The 21362-nt window shown below is 61.5% G+C and carries 17 protein-coding genes and 1 pseudogene; 7 read left to right on the top strand and 11 right to left on the bottom strand.

Going from position 1 to position 21362, the window contains the following annotated elements; genetic code table 11:
• Window positions 1-50 precede the first annotated feature (50 nt).
• The 4 genes from PF1751_RS11115 to fmdA are packed head-to-tail and all read right to left on the bottom strand — an operon-like array spanning window position 51 to window position 3658.
• Window positions 51-1016: an AAA family ATPase gene (locus tag PF1751_RS11115; RefSeq protein WP_042571145.1), complete on the bottom strand. Its 966-nt coding sequence runs from the start codon at window positions 1014-1016 to the stop codon at window positions 51-53.
• Window positions 1017-1019: 3 nt separating this feature from the next.
• On the bottom strand, window positions 1020-2063 hold the full coding sequence (locus PF1751_RS11110; protein WP_010211067.1) for an aliphatic amidase: 1044 nt from the start codon (window positions 2061-2063) through the stop codon (window positions 1020-1022).
• Window positions 2064-2078: 15 nt separating this feature from the next.
• Window positions 2079-2426, bottom strand: a complete 348-nt coding sequence (locus tag PF1751_RS11105; RefSeq protein WP_010211068.1) for an FmdB family zinc ribbon protein — start codon at window positions 2424-2426, stop codon at window positions 2079-2081.
• 2 nt (window positions 2427-2428) lie between these two features.
• Window positions 2429-3658: a formamidase gene (fmdA, locus tag PF1751_RS11100; RefSeq protein ID WP_010211069.1), complete on the bottom strand. Its 1230-nt coding sequence runs from the start codon at window positions 3656-3658 to the stop codon at window positions 2429-2431.
• A gap of 234 nt (window positions 3659-3892) precedes the next feature.
• On the opposite strand from fmdA, the pseudogene PF1751_RS29855 reads away from it, so the two are divergent.
• Window positions 3893-4405 (top strand): annotated as a pseudogene (locus PF1751_RS29855) (MCP four helix bundle domain-containing protein); the annotation flags it as partial.
• A 63-nt stretch (window positions 4406-4468) separates the two neighbouring features.
• Window positions 4469-5533, top strand: a complete 1065-nt coding sequence (locus tag PF1751_RS29850) for a methyl-accepting chemotaxis protein (RefSeq protein WP_420820066.1) — start codon at window positions 4469-4471, stop codon at window positions 5531-5533.
• Here PF1751_RS29850 and PF1751_RS11090 read toward each other — a convergent pair.
• The gene (locus PF1751_RS11090) at window positions 5530-6261 is read right to left on the bottom strand and encodes a GntR family transcriptional regulator (protein WP_029529164.1); all 732 of its coding nucleotides are present in this window, start codon (window positions 6259-6261) and stop codon (window positions 5530-5532) included. The genes PF1751_RS29850 and PF1751_RS11090 overlap by 4 nt on opposite strands.
• A 113-nt stretch (window positions 6262-6374) precedes the next feature.
• On the opposite strand from PF1751_RS11090, the gene PF1751_RS11085 reads away from it, so the two are divergent.
• The 3 genes from PF1751_RS11085 to PF1751_RS11075 all read left to right on the top strand — a co-directional run bounded on the left by PF1751_RS11085 (window position 6375) and on the right by PF1751_RS11075 (window position 10615).
• Entirely contained in the window at window positions 6375-7730 is a 1356-nt protein-coding gene (locus PF1751_RS11085; protein WP_010211073.1) for a class-II fumarase/aspartase family protein, read from the top strand.
• Window positions 7731-7909: 179 nt separating this feature from the next.
• On the top strand, window positions 7910-9214 hold the full coding sequence (locus PF1751_RS11080) for a cation:dicarboxylate symporter family transporter (RefSeq protein WP_044287019.1): 1305 nt from the start codon (window positions 7910-7912) through the stop codon (window positions 9212-9214).
• 12 nt (window positions 9215-9226) lie between these two features.
• A complete protein-coding gene (locus tag PF1751_RS11075) occupies window positions 9227-10615 on the top strand; it encodes a class II fumarate hydratase (RefSeq protein ID WP_044287018.1) in 1389 nt (462 codons plus the stop codon).
• 70 nt (window positions 10616-10685) lie between these two features.
• On the opposite strand, the gene PF1751_RS28035 is transcribed toward PF1751_RS11075, so the two are convergent.
• The 6 genes from PF1751_RS28035 to urtA form a co-directional block, all read right to left on the bottom strand.
• Window positions 10686-11924 (bottom strand): hypothetical protein, encoded by a 1239-nt coding sequence (locus PF1751_RS28035; protein WP_052806507.1) that lies wholly within the window; start codon window positions 11922-11924, stop codon window positions 10686-10688.
• Window positions 11925-12073: 149 nt separating this feature from the next.
• Entirely contained in the window at window positions 12074-12763 is a 690-nt protein-coding gene (urtE, locus tag PF1751_RS11065; protein ID WP_010211077.1) for an urea ABC transporter ATP-binding subunit UrtE, read from the bottom strand.
• A gap of 10 nt (window positions 12764-12773) precedes the next feature.
• On the bottom strand, window positions 12774-13532 hold the full coding sequence (gene urtD, locus PF1751_RS11060; RefSeq protein ID WP_010211078.1) for an urea ABC transporter ATP-binding protein UrtD: 759 nt from the start codon (window positions 13530-13532) through the stop codon (window positions 12774-12776).
• A complete protein-coding gene (gene urtC / locus PF1751_RS11055) occupies window positions 13529-14692 on the bottom strand; it encodes an urea ABC transporter permease subunit UrtC (RefSeq protein ID WP_010211079.1) in 1164 nt (387 codons plus the stop codon). The genes urtD and urtC overlap by 4 nt, the downstream gene beginning before the upstream one ends.
• A gap of 10 nt (window positions 14693-14702) precedes the next feature.
• Entirely contained in the window at window positions 14703-15620 is a 918-nt protein-coding gene (urtB, locus tag PF1751_RS11050; RefSeq protein ID WP_010211080.1) for an urea ABC transporter permease subunit UrtB, read from the bottom strand.
• 163 nt (window positions 15621-15783) lie between these two features.
• Window positions 15784-16992, bottom strand: a complete 1209-nt coding sequence (gene urtA, locus PF1751_RS11045) for an urea ABC transporter substrate-binding protein (protein WP_010211081.1) — start codon at window positions 16990-16992, stop codon at window positions 15784-15786.
• Window positions 16993-17293: 301 nt separating this feature from the next.
• Between urtA and PF1751_RS11040 the strand changes: the two genes are divergently transcribed.
• Together PF1751_RS11040 and PF1751_RS11035 are read left to right on the top strand one after the other, a co-directional pair.
• A complete protein-coding gene (locus PF1751_RS11040) occupies window positions 17294-20677 on the top strand; it encodes an ATP-binding protein (RefSeq protein WP_044287017.1) in 3384 nt (1127 codons plus the stop codon).
• Window positions 20652-21317, top strand: coding sequence for a response regulator (locus PF1751_RS11035; RefSeq protein WP_044287016.1), 666 nt, complete (start codon window positions 20652-20654; stop codon window positions 21315-21317). Before PF1751_RS11040 ends, PF1751_RS11035 begins: the two co-directional genes overlap by 26 nt.
• Window positions 21318-21362: the final 45 nt, after the last annotated feature.

The raw sequence follows: 21362 nt of genomic DNA, 5'->3' as shown, positions 1-21362 counted from the left end.
ACGGGGCCTCGAAGAACTAAAGCGTCCGAGGGTTATACCGTAAGTGGATCCTATCTTCCTGTGCTTTCGGGTTCGACCACCAAACAGGCGTTGCGCACTGTCGCACTCAGGTGTCGGGCATTACCTTGCAATAAGCATTCGGCAATCGCGGGCTCCAGTTCGACCCGCAAGCGCCTGGCCAGCGCCCTCGCGCCAAATCGCATGTCGTGCTGGCGGCACAGCCAAGCCCGCGCCTGCGCATCCAGCACCAACGAGCGCTGCTGCACCGCCAGGCGCTGGTTGAGTTTGTCGAGTTCCACCGCCAGCAGCGCCTCCAGCCACTGCGCGTCGATGGGCTCGAACATCAGGATACGGTCGATCCGATTGAGAAACTCCGGTTCGAAATGCCCATGCAGCGCCTCTTCCAACACCTGTGCCTCACCCCGTGCACACACGCGCAGCAGACGTCGCCAGCCCTGGGTAAAACGCAGGCGATGCCGACGCGCCTGTTGCGCGCCGATGTTGCTGGTCATGAAGATCAGGCTGTTGCGAAAGTCTAACGTGCGCGTGCCGCCGGCCAAGGTCAGCTGACCGTTTTCCAGTATGCCCAACAGGCTGCGTACCACCTCCTGGCTGGCCTTTTCCAGTTCATCGAACAGCACGATCCCCGGCCGGCTGTAGGTGCCCTGGATCAACTCGCTGTTGAACAGGCTGATGCCCTCCTTGCTGCCCACATACCCCGGCGGCGCGCCGGTCAGCGCGGCCGCGTAATGTTCCTGGGCCAGGGTGTGCATGTCGATGCGGCAGAAACCGTCGGCGCGACCGTGCAGCGCCTGGGCCAGCAGGCGCACGATTTCGGTCTTGCCGACACCGGTCGGCCCCATGAACAGGTTGACGCTCAGGGGGCGGTCACGCTCACTGATATCGGCCTTGACCACCTTGAGCAAGCCTTCCACCTGGGCCAGCGCCGCCTCCTGGCCGATGATCCGGCTGCGCAGCAGGGCCATCACCTGGGCCGGTTCAAAGGTAAAGCGCATGCCCTACCCCGCCGTCTTTTCTTGACCACCATGGGGCAAATTCGCCACCGGGCACTCCGCGACGCCTACCGTGCTGCGGGTGATTTTCTCCACGTTTTCCTGGGCTTTCTGCGCATCCAAGACCCAGGTGCGATAGAACTCGAACGGGCAATCCGCCACGCCCTTGTCGCCATCGCCCGAGGCATGCATGCCGGTGTAGCCCCGATGCAGCAGCTTGAACAGATGGTTCTGCGACTGGTCATTGGCCCGCGCATCGCGGATCTGCGACACCGACAACTGCGCATACTGAATACCCATCTCCTCCTCGCCGCACTCGCCCAGGGTGCGCCCATCAAAGCCGATGATCGCCGAGTGCCCGAAGTACGAGTACACCCCGTCGAACCCCGCCGCATTCGCCACCGCCACATAGCAGTTATTGGCCCAGGCCATGCTCTTGGACATCTGCACCTGCTGCTCCTTGGCCGGGTACATATAGCCCTGGCACCGCACGATCAGCTCGGCGCCCTTCATGGCGCAGTCTCGCCAGATCTCCGGGTAGTTGCCGTCGTCGCAGATGATCAGGCTGATCTTCATGCCCTTGGGCCCGTCGCACACGTAGGTTCGATCCCCCGGATACCAACCCTCGATCGGGCACCAGGGAATGCACTTGCGATAGCGCTGCACGATCTCGCCCAGGTTATTGATCAATACCAAGGTGTTATAGGGCGCCTTGTGCGGATGTTCTTCGTGGCGCTCGCCGGTCAGGGAGAACACGCCCCAGGTATTCGCCTGGCGGCAGGCTGCCGAGAAGATCGCGGTCTCCTCGCCGGGAATGCTCGCGGCGGTCGCCATCATCTCGTCATGGTCGTACATGATCCCCATGGTGCTGTATTCCGGGAACACCACCAAATCCATGCCGGGCAGGCCCTGTTTCATGCCGACAATGATCTCGGCAATCTTGCTTGCGTTGTCGATGACCTCGGCCTTGCTGTGCAGGCGCGGCATCTTGTAGTTCACCACCGCTACACCGACGGTGTCCGGGCTGCTGGAAATGTCGCCATGGCGCATTACAACGCTCCTGTTCTAGTGACTGATCATCCACGGCCGTGGGCCGGTGCGGGTCTTGAGCCCCAAGGGGTTGGCCTTGCTGGGCTCGACCTTCTTGCGGGTGCCGCAGCAACTACAACCGGCCGGGTGTTTGCGGCTGTCCTGGTATTCGCCGACCGTTTGCGGCGCGTTGGCGCTGCGCTCGTTGCCGGCGATGGCCCTGCGCTGGTTGGCCGACAGGGTTTGCAGCGCCGGAGCCGACACCCGCAACTGCCCGCCCGGCCCTGCGCAATACGGGCATTGGCTGGGTTCGTTGCGCTGTGCAATCGGGCGCAACATCGTGAAGGTGCCGCAGGTGTCGCAGGCGTATTCGTAGGTCGGCATGGCTAGAGGTCCGGAGCGATGGGCAGGTCGATGCTGCCGTCGAGAAATTGAGTTGGGCCACTGGCGTTGGGGTTGATGTCGAACTCGAAGATTTCCGTCGGCAGCCACAATGTGGCGCAGGCATTCGGGATGTCCACCACGCCGCTGATATGCCCTTGCACCGGTGCCGAGCCGAGCAGCGCGTAACCCTGGGCCGGCGAGTAGCCGAACTTGGTCAGGTAGTTGATCGCATTCAGGCACGCCTGGCGGTAGGCGACATTGACGTCCAGGTAGTGCTGCTGGCCCTGTTCGTCCACCGAAATGCCTTCGAAGATCAAGTAATTCTTGTAGTTCGGCGTGATCGGGCTCGGCTTGAACACCGGGTTCTTGATCCCGTACTTGGCCATGCCGCCCTTGATCAGCTCGACCTTCATGTGCACCCAACCAGCCATCTCGATCGCGCCGCAAAAGGTGATTTCGCCGTCGCCCTGGCTGAAGTGCAGATCGCCCACCGACAGCCCGGCGCCGTTGACGTAGACCGGGAAGAAGATCTTCGAGCCCCGGGATAAATCCTTGATATCGCAGTTACCGCCATGCTCGCGCGGCGGCACTGTGCGTGCGCCGGTCGCTGCCGCATCGTCACGGGCCTGCCCGGTGAGTTTGCCCATGTGAGCAGTGGCGGCCAGCGGTGCGTTGGCCAGTGGCGGAACGCGCGTCGGGTTTGTGTCAATCAGCTCCTGCTCGCGACGGTTCCAGTCGGCGAGCATCACCGGGTCGGGCAGGCAACCGATCAAGCCTGGGTGGATCAGCCCGGCAAAGTTCACCCCGGGGATATGCCGCGAACGGGTGAACATGCCTTTGAAGTCCCAGATGGCTTTCTGCGCGCTGGGGAAGTGATCAGTAAGGAAACCACCGCCGTTCTGCCGCGAGAAAAAACCATTGAAGCCCCACTGGGAATCGGCCTTGGCACCGATATCCAGCAAGTCCACCACCAACAAATCCCCCGGTTCGGCGCCGTGTACACCCACCGGGCCCGACAGATAGTGCACGGTCGACAGGTCGACATCGCGCACATCGCTGGCGTCGTCATTGTTCTTGATCGCGCCGGCGGTCCAATCGTAGGTTTCCAGGATGAAGTCATCGCCCGGCTTGACCCAACAGGCCATGGGGATGTCCGGGTGCCAGCGGTTATGGATCTGCTCGTTCTCGGTGACAGGCTGGTTGAGGTCGACTTTGATCAGCGTTTCGGTCATGGACTGGCTCCTGGACGGATGACGGGGTGCGTGGGATCCAGTCTCAGGCGGCCAGGAAAAACGGGAAATACGTTGGATGACGTATTAACGACGGTGTCGCGGTTTTATTCCATCAATTCGCTCGATGACAGCTTAAGTATTTACTGATTGGACGCCAGGCAGGCAGGTCGTTAGATTCCACCGCGAAGATAGCTTTTAGCCATCACTCCTGCCCCCTTGAATATCGAGCCTTTTATGAAAAACCCTATGTCGTTGGCAATGCGTATCGGGCTGGGCTTCGCGTCCACCTTGTCGTTGCTGGTGCTGATCACTGCCGTCGGTATTCAACGCGTGGGTTTTATCGACAGTACGCTCAAGGATGTCGGTGAAAAAGCCGCCGTCGTCCAGCGCTACGCGATCAACTTCCGTGGCAGCGTGCACAACCGCGCCATCGCCATTCGCGATGCGGTACTGGTCAAGGATGAAGCGGCGCTCAACCGCCATCTGGCCGAGATCGACCAGCTCAAGCGCGATTACCAGGACTCTGCCGTGATGCTGGACCGCCTATTCGCCAACACCACCGCCAGCGCCGAGGAAACCCGTCTGCTGGGTGATATCAAGGCCATCGAGACCCAGGCCCTGGCGTCCACCGAACGGGTGATCAACCTGCGTCGCAGCAATGACACTGCCGGCGCCCAGGACTTGCTGCTGGCCCAGGCTTCGGTCCACTACACCGAGTGGCTCAAACGCGTGAATGCGCTGATCGACTTCGAAGAAGCGCACATCAAGCAACGCCTGGATACCGTGCAATCGGCTGCCGGCACCTTTGCCATGCTGATGGTGCTGGCCAGCGCCGTCGCGATCATCTTGAGCGTGCTGGTGTCACTGCTGATTATCCGCAAGGTCAAGGCCACCCTTGGCGCAGAGCCGGAGGAAGTCGCCGAGGCGATCCGCCGCCTGGCCGATGGCGAGCTGAACCAGCGCATCGAGACCCGCTACCCCGACAGCGTGATGGGCATCCTGAAAAACGCCCTGGCACGCCTGAGCGACACCATCAGCGAAGTGCGCTCGGCAGCCCAGGCCCTGCGCCATTCCTCGGTCACCCTGCTGTCAGTGGCCAGCGATAACCGCCAGCAGATCAACCTGCAGACCAGCGAAGCCCAGCACGTGGCGGCCGCAATCACGCAAATGGCCGCCTCGGTCAGCGAGGTCTCAGGCTACGCTTCCGCCGCATCCAAGGCGACTATCCTGGCCGACGCCGAAGTGGACAGCGGCCACCGCCTGGTGGGCGAAGTGACCGTGTCCATCGAAGAATTGGCGACGATCCTCGACCAGGCCACCCTTCGGGTCAACCAGGTGTCCAGCGACAGTGAAAACATCGAAACCGTGATCGAAGTGATCAACGCCATCGCCGCCCAGACCAACCTGTTGGCGCTGAACGCGGCGATTGAGGCCGCACGTGCCGGTGAACATGGCCGAGGATTTGCGGTGGTGGCCGATGAAGTGCGCTCCCTGGCGACGCGCACCCAGGAGTCCACCCAGGAAATCCGCGACATGATCGGCAAGCTGCAAAGCGGCACCCAGGACGCCGCCGACATCATGCAACGCAGCCGCAGCCTGGCCCAGACCACCGTGACGCAGACCCGCGACTCTCAGTTGGCGCTCGGCAAGATCAGCCAGGAAGTCGGCGCGATCAATGCGATGAACGCGCAGATCGCCAGTGTTTCCGTGCAGCAAAGCGCGGCGGCTGAAGAGGTTGCACAGAACGTCACGCGCATCCACAGCTCCACCGTGCAATCGGCGGCAGGCTCCGAGCAGGTGGAAAATTCCAATCACGAACTGGCGGAGCTGGCGGATCGCTTGAGCACCAAGGTGGCGTTTTTCAACGTGGCCTAGCGTTTGTCGCGTTTCATCTGCATGGTCAGGGTGAAACGGTCGGCAGGGTAGACCGATTCCGATACGGCGATCAGCACGCCGGCCTCATCGCGGTACTGGCGAATGATGGTCAGCCCCAGCGCACCGCTCTGCGCCTTGAGGCTGGCGGCCAATTCAGACGATAACTGTACCGGGCGCACTTGCTGGTCCACCACATCGATGTGCCGCGAGAAGGCCTTGCCGATCAGTGCCGCGATCAGTTCATCCGGGTGCTTGCGTGCTTCAGGAATCACCTCGGCAAAGGTCTGTTCGGCATATACATCGGTCCAGCACAACGGCGCATTGCCAGCGCCGGCATCGACCTTGATGCTCGACACACAGAAGTAATGCCCGCCCGGCTCCAACCCCAGGCGCCGGGCCAGGGCGATGTCGACAACGAACTCGCGCACCGCCTGGATATCGCGGATATGGGTTTCGGCCACTTGCACGAGGTCGGCCACCGACGCCATCGCCTGGGAGTACCCCCCCTGGGGCGACGACGCTTCGACGCGCGTGCCCACGCGCTTGCGCCGCGAGACCATGCCCTGCCCCTGCAACTGGTCAATGGCCGCGCGCACGGTGTGGCGGCTCACCGCATACAGCGAGCAGAGTTCGAACTCAGTCGGCAACAACGAACCCACCGGGTAATGGCCGCTGCCAATCTGGTCGATCAAATCCTTGGCAACCGCCGCATAACGCCTCTGGCTCACGCTTTCCATTTTTACCCTCGTTATCGAGTTGACAGTGTATCAGCACAAGCGCAATCATAATGTACGGACATATAAAATATGTATGGTTTAAAAATAACAATTAGGATTTTCCCATGTCGAGTACCGTTTTTGATTCCGCCCTGTTCCGCGACATGTTCGGCACCGCCGAAATGCGCGGCGTGTTCTCCGATAAAGCCCTGATCGAACGCTATATCGAAGTGGAAGTGGCCCTGGCCCGTGCCGAAGCGCGTTGCGGCGTTATCCCGACCGACGCGGCCGAGCAGATCGCCACGCTGTCGCAGTACGAAGCCCTAGACCTGGCGCTGATGCAGCACGAGACAGAAATCGTCGGTTACCCGATCCTCCCGCTGGTTGAGCAACTGTCGAAGATCTGTGGTGAAGCGGGCCGCTACGTGCATTGGGGCGCCACCACGCAGGACATCATGGACACCGCCGTGGTCCTGCAAGTACGCGCCGCACTGGCCATCGTCGAGCGCGATATCCAGACCGTGCGCGGGCTGCTCGCCGGCCTGGCCGAGCGTTATCGCGACACGCCCATGGCCGGCCGCACACACTTGCAGCACGCGCTGCCGATCACCTTCGGCTACAAGTGCGCGGTGTGGCTGAGCATGTTCGATCGCCACGCCGAGCGCTTGGTGGAACTGCGCCCACGCGTCGAAATCGGCCAGTTCGCCGGGGCTGCAGGTACCCTCGCCTCCCTCGGCGACAAAGGCCTGGAAGTCCAGGAAGCGTTGATGAGCGAACTCGGCCTGGGCGTACCGCAGGCCACCTGGCACGTGGCCCGCGATGGCCTGGCCGAGACCCTGAACTTCCTCGGGCTGGTCACCGGTTCCCTGGGCAAGATCGCACTCGACATCATGATGATGATGACCAGCGAGCTGGGCGAAGTGTACGAGCCGTTCGTCAAGGGCCGTGGCGCCAGCAGCACCATGCCGCAAAAGCGCAATCCGATTTCCTGCGAGCTGATGTACGCCGCCGCCAAGGGCGTGCGCCAACACGCCGGGCTGATGCTCGACGCGATGATCCAGGACTTCGAACGCTCCACCGGCCCGTGGCAGGCGGAGTGGATCGCCATTCCCGAAGCCTTTGCGCTCAGCGCCGCGTCCCTCGGCCAGGCGACCTTTATGCTCGCCGGCCTGGAGGTGCGCCCCGAGCGCATGCGCAAGAACCTCGACATGACCCAGGGCCTGATCGTCGCCGAAGCCGTGATGATGGGCCTCGCCCCGGCCCTTGGCCGCCAAGTGGCCCATGACGTGGTGTATGCCGCGTGCCGCATGGCCAACGACCAGGGCACCAGCTTGCTCGACGCCCTGCTCGCCCAGGGTGAAGCCACGGCGCAACTGGACCTGGCCGAGCTGCAACGCCTGACCGATCCCGCCAACTACCTGGGGCTGGCGCCGCAGATGGTGGATATCGCGCTGGCGCGCCAGGGTGCCGTGAAACGCTGACGCCAACGCGGATGAAGATCCAACTGTGGGAGCGGGCTTGCTCGCGAATGCAATGCCTCAGTCAACCAATGCATCAACTGACAGAGCGCTTTCGCGAGCAAGCCCGCTCCCACAGAGGTTCTCTTTCGTTTCACAAGCCTGTGTAACACCCGAACCATAACAACAATGAGAGCACAGACATGTCATCCACCACCGCAAAAAAACCGCTCTACAAGGACCTGACCTTCCAGGTCATCGCCGCCATGTTCCTCGGCATCGCCTTTGGCTTTCTCGCCCCCGAGCTGGCCGCCAGTTTCAAGATCCTTGGCGATATCTTCCTCAAGCTGATCAAGACCGCCGTCGCGCCGCTGGTGTTTTTCACCGTGGTCCACGGCATCGCCTCGGCCGGCGATATCAAGCGCGTCGGCAAGGTCGGCTTGCGCGCGTTGATTTACTTCGAAGTAGTCTCCACCATCGCCCTGGCCATCGGCCTGTTGTGGGGCAACCTGTTGCAGATCGGCTCCGGCATGCACGACGCCCACCCGAGCAGCGCCGCCGCGACCGCCGCGAGTGCCGCCGTGGCCAAGGGGCATGCGCCGGCGTCGACCCTGGACTTTATCTACGGCATCTTTCCGGACAATTTCGTCGGTGCCTTCGCCGGCGGCCAGTTGCTGCAAGTACTGGTGATCTCGGTGTTGTTCGGCTTCGCCCTGCTGGCGTTGAAGCCCGAACGCCGCGAAGTGATCGAAGACGGCCTGAACCGCATCTCCGAGTGCTTCTTCGAGTTTATCAACCTGCTCATGAAGTTCGCGCCCCTGGGTGCCTTCGGTTCGGTGGCTTACGCGGTGGGCAGCAATGGCACGGCGGTGCTGATGTCCCTGGCCAACCTGGTGTTGATGTTCTACGTCGGCATCGCATTCTTTATCTGTGTGGTGCTCGGCGCCGTATGCCGGTTGAGCGGCTTCAGCCTGTGGCGCTTCCTCACCTATATCAAGGATGAAATCTTCATCGTGCTCGGCACCGCCTCGTCGGAAAGCGCCCTGCCGCGCCTGCTGCAAAAACTCGAGAAATTCGGCTGCTCCAAACAGAGCGTTGGCCTGGTGCTGCCCACCGGCTATGCGTTCAACCTCGACGGCACCTCGATCTACATGTCGCTGTGCGTGCTGTTTATCGCCAATGCCTACGGAGTGCCGCTGAGCTGGGAACAACAGCTGGGCATCATCGCGATCATGCTGGTGACCTCCAAAGGCGCGGCGGCGGTGTCGGGTGGCAGCTTCGTGGTGTTCGCCGCGACGGTCACGGCCATCGGCGTGCTGCCGGCAGAAGGCCTGGCGCTGCTGTTCGGCGTGTACCGCTTCATGTCGATGGCCATTGCCACCTGCAACACCATCGGCAATAGCGTCGCGACGGTGGTGGTGTCGAAATGGTCCGGGGAGTTCTCCCAACAGACTGCCCAGGATGAATACCAACGCGTGCTCGGGCGTGCTGCCGGCGCTGCGCTTTAACGGAGCCTCGTGATGACGACTCTGCGAATCGAACATGACGCGTTCGGCCCCGTGTCCATACCGGCCGACCGCTACTGGGGCGCGCAAACCCAACGGGCGCTGGAGGTCTTCGGCGGTAAGCAGCCGTTCCCCGCCAGCCTGATCCGCGCCTTTGGCCAACAAAAACGTGCGTGTGCGCGTGCCAATGCACGCCTCGGCGTATTGGCGCCGGCCCTGGCGCAAGCGATCGAACAGGCCGCCGAAGCACTCGCCAAAGGCGACCTTGACCAGCACTTCCCGCTGTCGATCTGGCAAACCGGCTCCGGCACCCAGACCAACATGAACGCCAATGAGGTGATCGCCAACTGCGCCAACCTCACCCTCGGCGGCGAACTGGGCAGCAAGTCGCCGGTGCACCCCAACGACCATGTGAACCGCTCACAGTCGTCCAACGACAGCTTCCCCACAGTGATGCACCTGACCACTGTGCTGGAACTGCGCGGTCGACTGCTGCCTGTGCTGGGCCATCTGCGTGATGCGCTCGGTAACAAAGCCGACGCCTGGCAGGAGGTGCTTAAAATCGGCCGTACCCACCTGATGGATGCGGTGCCCATGAGCCAAGGCCAGGCATTTGGCGCGTTTGCCCAGCAAATCCAGCACGGCATCGCGCGCATCGAAGCGTGCATGCCGCGCCTGCGCCTGCTGCCCCAAGGGGGGACAGCTGTGGGCACTGGACTGAATACACCGGCGGGTTTTGACCTGGCGTTCTGCGAGGAAATCAGCCGACTCACTGGCGAACGTTTCGAAACCAACCCGTGCAAGTTCGAAGGCATGGGCACCCACGATGCCTTGGTAGAAGCCTCTGGGGCATTGAATGTGCTCGCCGTGTCACTGACCAAGATCGCCAATGACATCCGCCTGCTTGGCTCGGGGCCGCGCTGCGGCCTGGGTGAATTGATCGTGCCCGACGACGGCCTGACCTCTTCGATCATGCCCGGCAAACGCAACCCGACCATCGCCGAAGTGCTGGTGCAGGCGGCGATGCAGGTGATCGGCAACCACACCACCATCACCCTGGCGGGGGCTTCCAGCACCTTCGAATTGAACGTGGCCAAGCCGGTATTGATCCACAACCTGCTGCACTCGATCGAGGTACTCAGCGACTGCGCCAGCCTGTTCACCCACAAGCTGCTGGGCGGCCTGGAAGTGAACCGCCGGCAACTGGCGCACAATGTGGAGCACTCATTATTGATGGCGACCGCACTGAACCCGGTGCTGGGCTATGACCGCGTGGCGCAGATCACCCGTAAGGCCGCGGACGAGGGCCTGTCACCCAAGGACGCGGCGGTGCAACTAGGGCTGATAACCGCCGAAGATTATGAGCGACAGGTGCGGCCGGAAAGGATGATCACACCCAGCTGACGACTGAACGTTGCCCGACAGGACGTTCAGTCCGACACCCCCGCAAGGCGCTCTACCTGAGCATGAAAAGTCATAACTCCAATGTTTGGACTGTATCGCGTCCAATCAGCCTGTCCGGTAGATCGCTGTCGGTAACGGAGTCCAACTGACGGTTGAACTCCGGCCGGCTAAGGATCTCCCGGGCCAGCAGGGTCATCCTATCGTTCACGGGATTGCCGTCCATCGTCTGGCTTGCTACTTCACGTAATGATTGCTGGCTGATTTTGTCATTGGCGTTGGGAGCGAAGTAGTCAAAGTTATTACCCAGCTCTTTCGCCAAATCAGCGTTTGTGGCACCTCTTAACTCACGAAAAACCTCACCACTCTGCGGGCTCATGCCTTCGCCTTGCGACGATGCGGACATGCTGCCGAATGCCTGCGGGCGATAGTACTCGTCATAGGTGTTTTCAACACGTTGGCGCTGCATGGAACCGGTGTACCTTCCGGCCCAACTCTGCATGGACGGTGTCTCTTGGGATTGGTAGTAATCAACCACCCTGTTCGCGTCCCCCTGGCTGATCAGCCCGTCTTCAAGACCACTGTGGTTGATTGCATCGAGCAAATGACTCATTTCAGGACGGCTGAGAATCTCGTTGGCCAGCAGTGTCATCCGGTCTTCTACCGGGTTACCGGTCAACGGACGATTGGCAGCGTCCTCAAGGACTGCACGTGTGACAAAGCCGGACGGGCCCTGGAAGTAGCTGAAGTTATCGGCAAAATCCCGTGCAACCGTGGTATTCGAAGGCGCGCGATAGTCCCCCGGTGAATGATTCATTGCGGGCTGGTTGAACGCTCCGACGTTATTAATGGGGCGCTCATATTGCGCAGGGTAAGCCTGCGAAAATGACGGTGCAGTGCTCGGCTCTCCGGCCCTGGACTGCTGGCCGGCAGACGCGTCATCGCTCGTGTAGTAATCAACGAGCTGTTCAACGTTTTCACGGTCAACTAGACCGTCGTGTATACCGCGCTCATTCAACTTATCCAACTTGCGGTTCACGTCCGGGCGATTAAGGATTTCGCCTGCCAATAGCGTCATATTGTCGTCGACGGAATGACCGGTCAGCGGACGAGCCGCCACTTCACGGAGTCTGGCCTGGTCCACGAAGCCGGTCTTGGTATTGACGAAGTAATCAAAGTTATTCCCAAACGTCTTTACCAGATTCAAATTTGAAGTGTTCTTGTATTTGTCCTCCCGCGAGGTGGGTTGCCCGTCAAGATCAGGCCTATTGAAACTGAGTGGGTAATTTTGACCGTATTGAGTATTTACCATGGCAACACCTCAGGGAGTAGATGCATCACAGCCGACCAACGTTCGGCTGGACAGTTTGTCGACATCCATCTGTGGCCACACAAAGAGCAACGGTTCCAGTAAAACATAGGTTAAAACCAGCACTTACGAAGCGGCAACCCAACCTGCATTCACACCGATAAGTACCGGCTGATCATCGCCTCATCCACTCGGTCGCGGGTCTCTTCAATCACAAACCGCCCCTTCTCGATCACCAGAAAACGGTCCGCGATGTCCAGGGTAAACGACAGCACCTGCTCCGACACCACAATGGTCAAATCGCGCAGGTTACGGATTTCCTTCAGCGTGCGGGCAATGTCCTTGATGATCGACGGCTGGATACCCTCTGTCGGCTCATCCAACAACAACACTTTGGGGTTGGTCGCCAGCGCCCGGGCTATCGCCAGTTGTTGTTGCTGCCCGCCAGACAGGTTACCGCCCTTTCGCGACTGCATGTCGTGGAGCACCGGAAACAGCGCATACAAGTCTTCCGGCACTTTGCCGCGTGCCGATGCCGGCAAGCCGGTCTGAATATTTTCCAGCACGGTCATACTCGGGAAAATCATGCGGCCCTGGGGCACATAGGCGATCCCCCGCGCGACCCGTTCATGGGTTTCCAGCGCCGAGACATCCTGCCCATCCACGCTGACTTGGCCCTGCCACTGCGGCAGGATGCCCATCAGGCTCTTGAACAACGTGGTCTTACCCATGCCGTTGCGGCCCATCACCGCGACAATCTCGCGCTTGGCGACATTCAGGTTCAAGTCATGGAGAATCTGGCTCTGCCCGTAGCCGCAGGACAACTGGTCGATCTTGAACATGCGCGGCTCCTCAGTGGCCCAAATACACTTCGATAACTTTCGGGTTGCTTTGCACCGATGCCATGCTGCCCTCGGCCAACACTTTGCCCTGGTGCAGCACCGTGACCTTGTGGGCGATGCTTTTGACGAACTCCATGTCGTGCTCGATCACCAGCACCGAACGGCCCTGGCTGATGCGGTTGAGCAGCTCGGCGGTTTGCGCGCGCTCATTGACGCTCATGCCAGCCACCGGTTCATCGAGCATCAGCAACTCGGGGTCCTGCATCAGTAGCATGCCGATCTCCAGCCACTGCTTCTGGCCGTGGGACAGCAGGTCGGCCTGTTGTTGCAGCAGGTCGCCGAGAAAGATCTCCCGCGCCACCTCCTCCACCCGGGCGATCACCTGGGCGTTGCGCTTGAAGAACAGCGCGCCCCATACCTTGCGACCGGCCGGGTAAGACATCTCCAGGTTCTCGAACACCGTGAGGTTTTCGTAGATCGACGGGTTCTGGAACTTGCGGCCCACGCCGGCACGCACAATGTTGTACTCGCGCATGTTGGTCAGCTCCTGGCCATCGAACTGGATGCTGCCGCTGGTGGCGCGGGTTTTGCCGCAGATCAGGTCAAGCACGGTGGTCTTGCCGGCGCCGTTTGGGCCGATCACCACGCGCACTTCATTGCGGTCGATGTACAGGTTAAGGTTGTCGACCGCCTTGAAGCCGTCGAACGACACGGTGAGGCCTTCAATGGCCAGCACCGGTTTTTTCATTTCAAAGCCGACGGCGGTCATGGCTGGGTCTCCAGGATTTTGCTTGTGGCCTTGGGTGTTAACGGTGCGTTCACCGGGGTCGCCGCTACAGGTTTACGCCGCAACATTTTCGCCAGTGCCTGACGCCCATGGCTGTCCCACAAACCGGCGAGGCCGTTGGGGAAGTACATCACCACCGCGATAAACAGCCCGCCCATCAGGTACAACCACAACTCGGGGAAGGACTCGGAAAAGTAAGTCTTGCCGTAGTTCACCAGCAACGCGCCATACACTGCACCGAGCAGTGACATGCGCCCGCCCACCGCCGCAAAGATCACCATCTCGATCGACGGCACGATGCCCACGAACGACGGCGACATAAAGCCCACCTGCAAGGCAAACATCGCCCCGCCAATCGCCGAGAACGCGGCGGCCACGCAGAACACGAAGATCTTGAAGCTGGCCACGTCATACCCGGAGAAACGCACGCGTTCTTCCTTGTCGCGCATCGCCATCAGCAACCGGCCGAGCTTGGAAGCAAGGATGAAGCGGCCAATGAAGATGCAGCCGAACAGCAACCCGGCGTTGATGAAGTACAGGATCATCTTCGCGCTGTCGGTGCGCAGGTCCCAGCCAAGCAGGGTCTTGAGGTCGGTGATGCCGTTGACGCCACCGGTCAGGCCTTGTTGGCCGACGATCAGCACCGTGAGGATCAGCGCAATCGCCTGGGTGACGATGGAGAAATACACATCGCCCACGCGCCGCTTGAACAGCGCCATACCGATGATGAACGCCAGCAGCACCGGCACCGCAATCACCGCCGCCAAGGTGAAGCTGAAACTGTGGAACGGCTGCCACAGCCACGGCAGCTCGGTGATCTGGTTCCAATCCATGAAGTCCGGAATGCCCGGTGTGGACTGGATCTTGGTGCTTTCGGGGTCCGAGGCTTCCAGTTTGAGGAACATTGCCATGCAGTAGCCGCCGACGCCAAAGAACACGCCCTGCCCCAGGCTGAGGATGCCGCCATAGCCCCAGCACAACACCAGGCCCACCGCGACAAACGCATAGGTCAGGTATTTGCCGACCATGTTCAGGCGGAACGCATCCAGGGTCAGGGGGAATACCACCAGGATCAACAGCGCCAGCAACACGATGCCGATCAGGTTTTGCTGGCCGCCCAGCAGCTTGTCTAAAGCCTTCATCCGCTCGCCTCTACTTGCGCACTTTGATGGAGAACAACCCTTGCGGGCGCAGCATCAGGATCAGAATCACCGAGGACAAGGTGAGTACCTTGGCCATCGAGCCACTGAGGAAAAACTCCGACAGCGATTGGGTCTGGGCAATCACGAAAGCCGAAGCGATGGTGCCGAACAGGCTCTGCGCGCCGCCGAAGACCACCACCAGGAAGGTGTCGACGATGTACTGCGAGCCCGCCGTCGGCCCGGTGGAGCCGATGGTGGTGAACGCCGCGCCGGCCACCCCGGCGACGCCGCAGCCCAAGGCGAAGGTCATGCGGTCGACCTTGCGCGTATTGATGCCCACCGCGCGGCTCATCAGGCGGTTCTGCACCGTGGCGCGCACTTGCAGGCCCCAACGCGAGCGGTAGAGCATCAGGAAGATCGCGGCGGTGAGCAGCAGGGTCAGGGCCATCATGAACAGGCCATTGCGCGGGATCTCGATGGCATCGGTGAAATTCACCGAGCCCATCAACCAGGCCGGTGGTTCAGCGCTGACCTCACGGGCGCCGAACACCGAGCGGAAGGTCTGCTGCATCACCAGCGACAGCCCCCAGGTGGCGAGCAAAGTGTCCAGCGGGCGCTTGTACAAGCGGCTGATCATCGCCCACTCCACCAGCCAGCCAATCGCACCGGCCACCAGGAATGACAGGGCAATGGCGAAGAAGAAGTAATAGGGTTGAAAGCCCGGCGCAAAGTGCGCCGTGAGGCTGGAACACACGTAGGTGGTGTACGCGCCGATGGTCAGGAACTCACCGTGGGCCATGTTGATCACACCCATCTGGCCAAAGATGATCGCCAGCCCCAATGCCATCAGCAACAGCACGCAGAACACGGACAAGCCGTTGAACCCCTGCATCGCCGCGATGGCTCCAAATTCCGATAGCCATTCCATGATGATGGTCTCCTGAGCGCCAGGTTGAATTGCAATCTGCTTCCGCTTTAGGTGGGAGCGGGCTTTCTCGCGAATGAGGTGGATCAGTCAATACACCGGCGAATGACACTCCGCATTCGCGAGCAAGCCCGCTCCCACACTTAGGTCAGCGTCAAGACCGGGGTTATTGGTAGCCTTTGGGAAACGGATTCGGCTCGATCAGATCCGACTCGTAGATCACCTTGAACTGACCGTTGGGCTGCACTTCACCGATGCGCGACTTGCTCCATAGGTGATGGTTCTCGTGAATCTTCACGTAGCCTTCCGGCGCGGTTTTCAGCTCGATGCCAGGCGACGCGGCCACAACTTTATCCACGTCGAAACTGCCGGCCTTCTCCACCGCCGCTTTCCACAGCCACGGCCCCAGATAGGCCGCCTGGGTCACGTCGCCGATCACTGCGTCCTTGCCGTATTTGGCCTTGAAGGCCTCGACGAAGGCTTTGTTGTTGGGGTTATCCAGACTCTGGAAGTACTTCATGGAGGCATAGAAACCGGCCATGTTTTCACCGCCGATGCCGAGCAGTTCGTCCTCGGTGACCGACAGGGTCAGCAGGGTCTGCTTGGCCGAATTAACGCCCGCCGCGTTGAGTTGTTTGTAGAACGCCACGTTGGACCCACCCACCACCGCCGCAAACACCACATCAGGCTTTTTCAGCTTGACCTTGTTGATCAGCGAACCGAACTGGGTGTTGCCCAGCGGGTAGTAGTCTTCGCCGACCACGGTGCCGTGCAGGACGTTTTCGATGTGCTTGCGCGCAATCTTCATCGACGTGCGCGGCCAGATGTAGTCGGAGCCGACCAGGTAGAAGGTCTTGGCGCCCTTGGTCTTGGCGATCCAGTCGAGGCTGGCGAGAATTTGCTGGGTGGCTTCCTGCCCGGTGTAGATCACGTTTTTCGACTGTTCCAGGCCTTCATAGAAGGTCGGGTAGTAGAGCAGGCCGTTTTCCTTTTCGAAGATCGGTAGTACGGCTTTGCGCGAGGCCGAGGTCCAGCAGCCGAACACGGCGGCGACCTTGTCGTTGACCAGCAGCTTCTTGGCTTTTTCGGCGAAGGTCGGCCAATCGGAGGCGCCGTCTTCCTGGATCACCTTGATCTGCCGTCCGAGGATCCCGCCAGAGGCATTGATCTGTTCGATGGCCAAGCGTTCGGCCTGGATCGAACCGGTTTCGGAAATCGCCATGGTGCCGGTGGCGGAGTGCAACTGGCCGACGGTGACTTCGGTCGGGGTCACGGCGAGGCCTTCGTTATCGGCCAGCACGCCCTGGCTGAACAGAGCGGCCGCCAGCAATGACAGGGCCAACAGCGGTGTGGAGCGGATCAATCGTGGTGCCATGGGGCGACTCCTCTGCAATGAGGAGTCCAGCATGGCGGCAGAGGACTGGGGCGGGTATACGCAGCCTGACGTAACGGCGTACGTCATTTGACGTATGCCACTGCGCACCATTTTCGAGCAGGATCCCGCCCGCCCTGACAGCACCGATCAATGTGGGAGCTGGCTTGCCTGCGATGGCGGTGTATCAACCGACTTCCCCATGCCTGACCCACCGCCATCGCAGGCAAGCCAGCTCCCACATTTTGAATCGGGGCATGGAACTTGCTCATTAACACCCGCCCTCTTTCCGGAGTCTCCCGCCGTGCACCCTCCTTCCGGCACCCAGCGCATCGTCAAGATCCGCCGCGACTACAACACCTGGGTCGCCGACGAGACCATGGAAGACTACGCCCTGCGCTACACCCCCAAGTCCTTCCGCAAGTGGTCGGAGCTGCGCATTGCCAACACCGCACTCGGCGCGGTGTCGTTCCTGGCGCTGGAGGCCATCGGCGGCGTGCTGGCCTTGAACTACGGTTTTACCAACACCTTCTGGGCGATCCTCGCCATCAGCGTGGTGATCTTCCTCACCGGCCTGCCCATCAGCTATTACGCCGCGCGCTACGGCGTGGACATGGACCTGCTCACCCGTGGCGCCGGCTTCGGCTATATCGGTTCCACCATCACCTCGCTGATCTACGCCAGCTTCACTTTCCTGTTCTTCGCCCTGGAAGCGGCGATCATGGCGCTGGCACTGGAGCTGTATTTCCATATCCCGCTGGCCCTGGCCTATGTGATCTGCTCGCTGCTGGTGATCCCACTTGTGGCGTACGGCGTGACGCTGATCAGCCGCCTGCAACTGTGGACGCAACCGATCTGGCTGTTGTTGCTGGTGCTGCCGTATGGCTTTGTGGGGTGGAAGAACCCCGACGCCTTCAGCGACTGGACCAGCTTTGTCGGACGCAGCGGTGACGGCGGCGGCTTCAACCTGTTGGCGTTCTGCGCCGCCTGCACGGTGGCGTTGTCGCTGGTGACGCAGATCGGTGAACAGGTGGATTATCTGCGGTTCCTGCCGGAAAAAACTGCTGCCAACCGCAAGCGCTGGTGGGCCGCCCTGCTCTGCGCCGGCCCCGGCTGGATCATCCCCGGCGCTTTGAAGATGTTCGCCGGGGCGTTCCTGGCGTTTCTCGCGCTGCAACATGAAATCCCCATGGAACGCGCTGCCGAGCCGACCCAGATGTACCTGGTTGCGTTCCGCTACGTGTTCAGTTCGCCGGAATGGGCGCTCGGCGCCATGGTGCTGTTCGTGATCATTTCGCAAATGAAGATCAACCTGACCAATGCCTACGCGGGCTCCCTGGCCTGGTCGAACTTTTTCGCCCGCGTGACCCACAGCCACCCCGGTCGCGTGGTGTGGCTGGTGTTCAATGTGGCCATCGCGCTGATGCTGATGGAGTTGGGCGTGTTCGACGTCATCGACCAGGTGCTGGGGCTCTACGCCAATATCGCGATCGCGTGGATCGGCACGCTGGTGGCGGACCTGTTGATCAATAAGCCATTGGGCCTGTCGCCCCGGCACATCGAGTTCAAGCGCGCGCACCTCTACGATATCAACCCGGTGGGCGTCGGCTCGATGCTGATTGCGTCGTTGCTGTCGATCCTCGCCCACTTCGGCCTGTTCGGCGCCCTGGCCCAGGCGGCACCGCCCTTCGTGGCCCTGAGCACGGCGCTGGTGATGGCGCCGCTGCTGGCCTGGCTGACCCAGGGCAAGTACTACATCGCCCGCACCAGCGACGTGCAGTTGATTCACCCGGTTGCCCCCGCGACCCACGCGGTGTGCGGGCTGTGCAGCAACCCGTTCGAGACCGCGGACATGGCGTTCTGCCCGGCCTACAGCACGCCGATCTGCTCACTGTGTTGCTCGCTGGATGCGCGCTGCGGTGATCGTTGCAAGCCCCACGCCCGCCTGGTCACCCAGTTCGAAGGCGTACTGCGCTGGCTGCTGCCCAACACGATGATGCCGCGCCTGCACACACGCCTGGCCCATTACCTGGGATTGTTGCTCGCCCTGGTGCTGATGCTGGCCGGCGCATTGGCGTTGATCTACGTACAGGCAGCCCAGGGCTTGCCCCATTCGGAAACCCTGTACCAGGCGTTCTTCAAGGCGTTCCTGACCCTCTCGGTCCTGGCCGCCGTGCTCGCCTGGTGGGTGGTGCTGACCCGCGAAAGCCGTGGCGTAGCCCAGGAGGAATCCGACCGCCAAACCCTGCTGCTGATGCAGGAAATCGACGCCCACAGCCTCACCGACCAGGCCCTGCAGCAAGCCAAGGAAGCCTCGGAAGCCGCGAATGCCGCCAAGAGCCGCTACGTCACCGGGCTGTCCCACGAACTGCGCACGCCGCTCAACAGCATCCTTGGCTTCACCCAGATTCTGCAGCGCGACAGCGCCATGCCCGAGCAGCATCAGGATGCACTGGCGACCATCCTGCGCAGTGGTTCGCACTTGGTGTCATTGATCGACGGTTTGCTCGACGTGGCCAAGATCGAGGCCGGCAAGTTGCGCCTGGAACTCACCGAAATCCCCTTCCCCGAGCTGCTCCACGACCTGGAGCAGATGTTCACCCCGCAAGCTCACGACAAGGGTCTGCGTTTTCGCCTGGACTGCGTGGGCAAGATCCCGGCGGTGGTGCGCGGCGATGAAAAACGCGTGCGCCAGATCCTGATCAACCTGCTGGGCAACGCCGTGAACTTCACCGACAGCGGCGAAGTGCGCCTGCGGGTCAGTTATATGCGCGAGACCGCCAACTTCGAGATTATCGACACCGGCATCGGCATCGATCCTGGGCAGTTGGAGCGGATATTCCAACCGTTCGAGCGCGGCGACCTGATGCGCCAGGACAACGGCGTGGGCCTGGGGCTGACTATCACGCGCATGCTGACTGCGTTGATGGGCGGCGAACTGCGAGTAACCAGCGAGCTGGACAAGGGCACCTGCTTCCAGGTGCGGCTGTTCCTGTCTCAGGTGCGCGCGCCGCAAGCGGTGGTGCATGTGGAGCACGACATCATCGGTTATCAGGGCGAGCGGCGGCGCATCCTGGTGGTGGATGACCATGTAGACCATCGCAAGGTGCTCAGCGGCATGCTCACGCCGCTGGGCTTCGAGGTGATCCAGGCCAGTAATGGCCAGGACGCGATCCGCCAGGTGGCGCTGCTGGCGCCGGACCTGATCCTGATGGACCTGTCGATGCCGACCCTGGATGGCTACGAAACCAGCCGCCTGATCCGCCGTAATGCGCTGTGCACCGCACCGATCATCGTGATCTCGGCCAACGCCTTTACCGATGACCGCGAACGCAGCATTGCCGCCGCCTGCAACGACTACCTGGCCAAGCCCGTGCGCACGCCGGAGCTGCTCGGGCGCCTGCAACAGCACCTGGACCTGCACTGGCTGCGGCGCACCCAGCGCTCGATACCGCCACCGCCACCCCGTGTGCTGCCCGGCGCCGAAGACCTGGCGGTACTCGCCGAACTCAGCGCCATCGGTTACGTGCGCGGCCTGCACGAAAAACTCGACACGATCCTTGCGCAGCAGCCCGACACCGAGCCTTTCATCACCAAGGTACGTGGGCTGCTCAAGGGTTTTCGCCTGGATGAACTCAACCGCACCCTCAAGGAGGCCGAAGATGAATGCACTCACCCTCAGCACTGAACCCGGCGTTGTGCTGATCGTCGACGACACGCCGGATAACCTGGCGATGCTCTCTGACGCCCTCGACGACGCGGGCTATATGGTGCTGGTGGCCCTCGATGGCCTCAGCGCGTTGAACCGCGTACAACGCCGGCGCCCGGACCTGATCCTGCTGGACGCAATGATGCCCGGCCTGGACGGCTTCGAAACCTGCCGCCGGCTCAAGGCGCAACCCGCCAGTGCGGACATCCCGGTGGTGTTCATGACCGGGCTGACCGACACCAGGCACGTGGTGCAGGGTTTTGAAGTGGGTGGCAGTGACTACGTGACCAAGCCGATCCAGACCGACGAGGTACTGGCGCGGGTGGCGGCACATTTGCGCACGTCACGTATTTTGTTGTCGGCGCGGGAGGCGCAGCAGCCGAGTGTGTTGACGCTTGAAGATGAGCCGGCGCAGAGGCTGCTGTCAGCCCGGTTTCAGTTGACCGAGCGTGAGGTAGAGGTGCTGCGCTGGGTGGCGTGCGGGAAAACCAATCGGGATATCGGGGATATTCTGGGGTTGAGCCCGAGGACGGTAAACAAGCATCTGGAGCATGTGTATGTGAAGTTGGGCGTGGAGACCCGCACGGCGGCCACCTCAGTCGCCCTGGCCGCCATCTGAATGTGTGTGAGGCCCGCTCCCCCATTTTTTGCTCTTCATCGTGGC

Origin of the sequence: Pseudomonas simiae (assembly GCF_000934565.1) — a bacterium.
Classification (GTDB): Bacteria; Pseudomonadota; Gammaproteobacteria; order Pseudomonadales; family Pseudomonadaceae; genus Aquipseudomonas; species Aquipseudomonas simiae.
Note: the sequence above shows the minus strand (reverse complement) of the source record. Positions and strands in the feature narration are given on the sequence as shown.

Excerpts from the sequence above, each read along its gene's own strand:
- PF1751_RS11115 (WP_042571145.1), bottom strand. The coding sequence starts at position 1,016 with ATGCGCTTTACCTTTGAACCGGCCCAGGTGATGGCCCTGCTGCGCAGC.
- PF1751_RS11110 (WP_010211067.1), bottom strand. The coding sequence starts at position 2,063 with ATGCGCCATGGCGACATTTCCAGCAGCCCGGACACCGTCGGTGTAGCG.
- PF1751_RS11105 (WP_010211068.1), bottom strand. The coding sequence starts at position 2,426 with ATGCCGACCTACGAATACGCCTGCGACACCTGCGGCACCTTCACGATG.
- fmdA (WP_010211069.1), bottom strand. The coding sequence starts at position 3,658 with ATGACCGAAACGCTGATCAAAGTCGACCTCAACCAGCCTGTCACCGAG.
- PF1751_RS29850 (WP_420820066.1), top strand. The coding sequence starts at position 4,469 with ATGCTGATGGTGCTGGCCAGCGCCGTCGCGATCATCTTGAGCGTGCTG.
- PF1751_RS11085 (WP_010211073.1), top strand. The coding sequence starts at position 6,375 with ATGTCGAGTACCGTTTTTGATTCCGCCCTGTTCCGCGACATGTTCGGC.
- PF1751_RS11080 (WP_044287019.1), top strand. The coding sequence starts at position 7,910 with ATGTCATCCACCACCGCAAAAAAACCGCTCTACAAGGACCTGACCTTC.
- PF1751_RS11075 (WP_044287018.1), top strand. The coding sequence starts at position 9,227 with ATGACGACTCTGCGAATCGAACATGACGCGTTCGGCCCCGTGTCCATA.
- PF1751_RS28035 (WP_052806507.1), bottom strand. The coding sequence starts at position 11,924 with ATGGTAAATACTCAATACGGTCAAAATTACCCACTCAGTTTCAATAGG.
- urtE (WP_010211077.1), bottom strand. The coding sequence starts at position 12,763 with ATGTTCAAGATCGACCAGTTGTCCTGCGGCTACGGGCAGAGCCAGATT.
- urtD (WP_010211078.1), bottom strand. The coding sequence starts at position 13,532 with ATGACCGCCGTCGGCTTTGAAATGAAAAAACCGGTGCTGGCCATTGAA.
- urtC (WP_010211079.1), bottom strand. The coding sequence starts at position 14,692 with ATGAAGGCTTTAGACAAGCTGCTGGGCGGCCAGCAAAACCTGATCGGC.
- urtB (WP_010211080.1), bottom strand. The coding sequence starts at position 15,620 with ATGGAATGGCTATCGGAATTTGGAGCCATCGCGGCGATGCAGGGGTTC.
- urtA (WP_010211081.1), bottom strand. The coding sequence starts at position 16,992 with ATGGCACCACGATTGATCCGCTCCACACCGCTGTTGGCCCTGTCATTG.
- PF1751_RS11035 (WP_044287016.1), top strand. The coding sequence starts at position 20,652 with ATGAATGCACTCACCCTCAGCACTGAACCCGGCGTTGTGCTGATCGTC.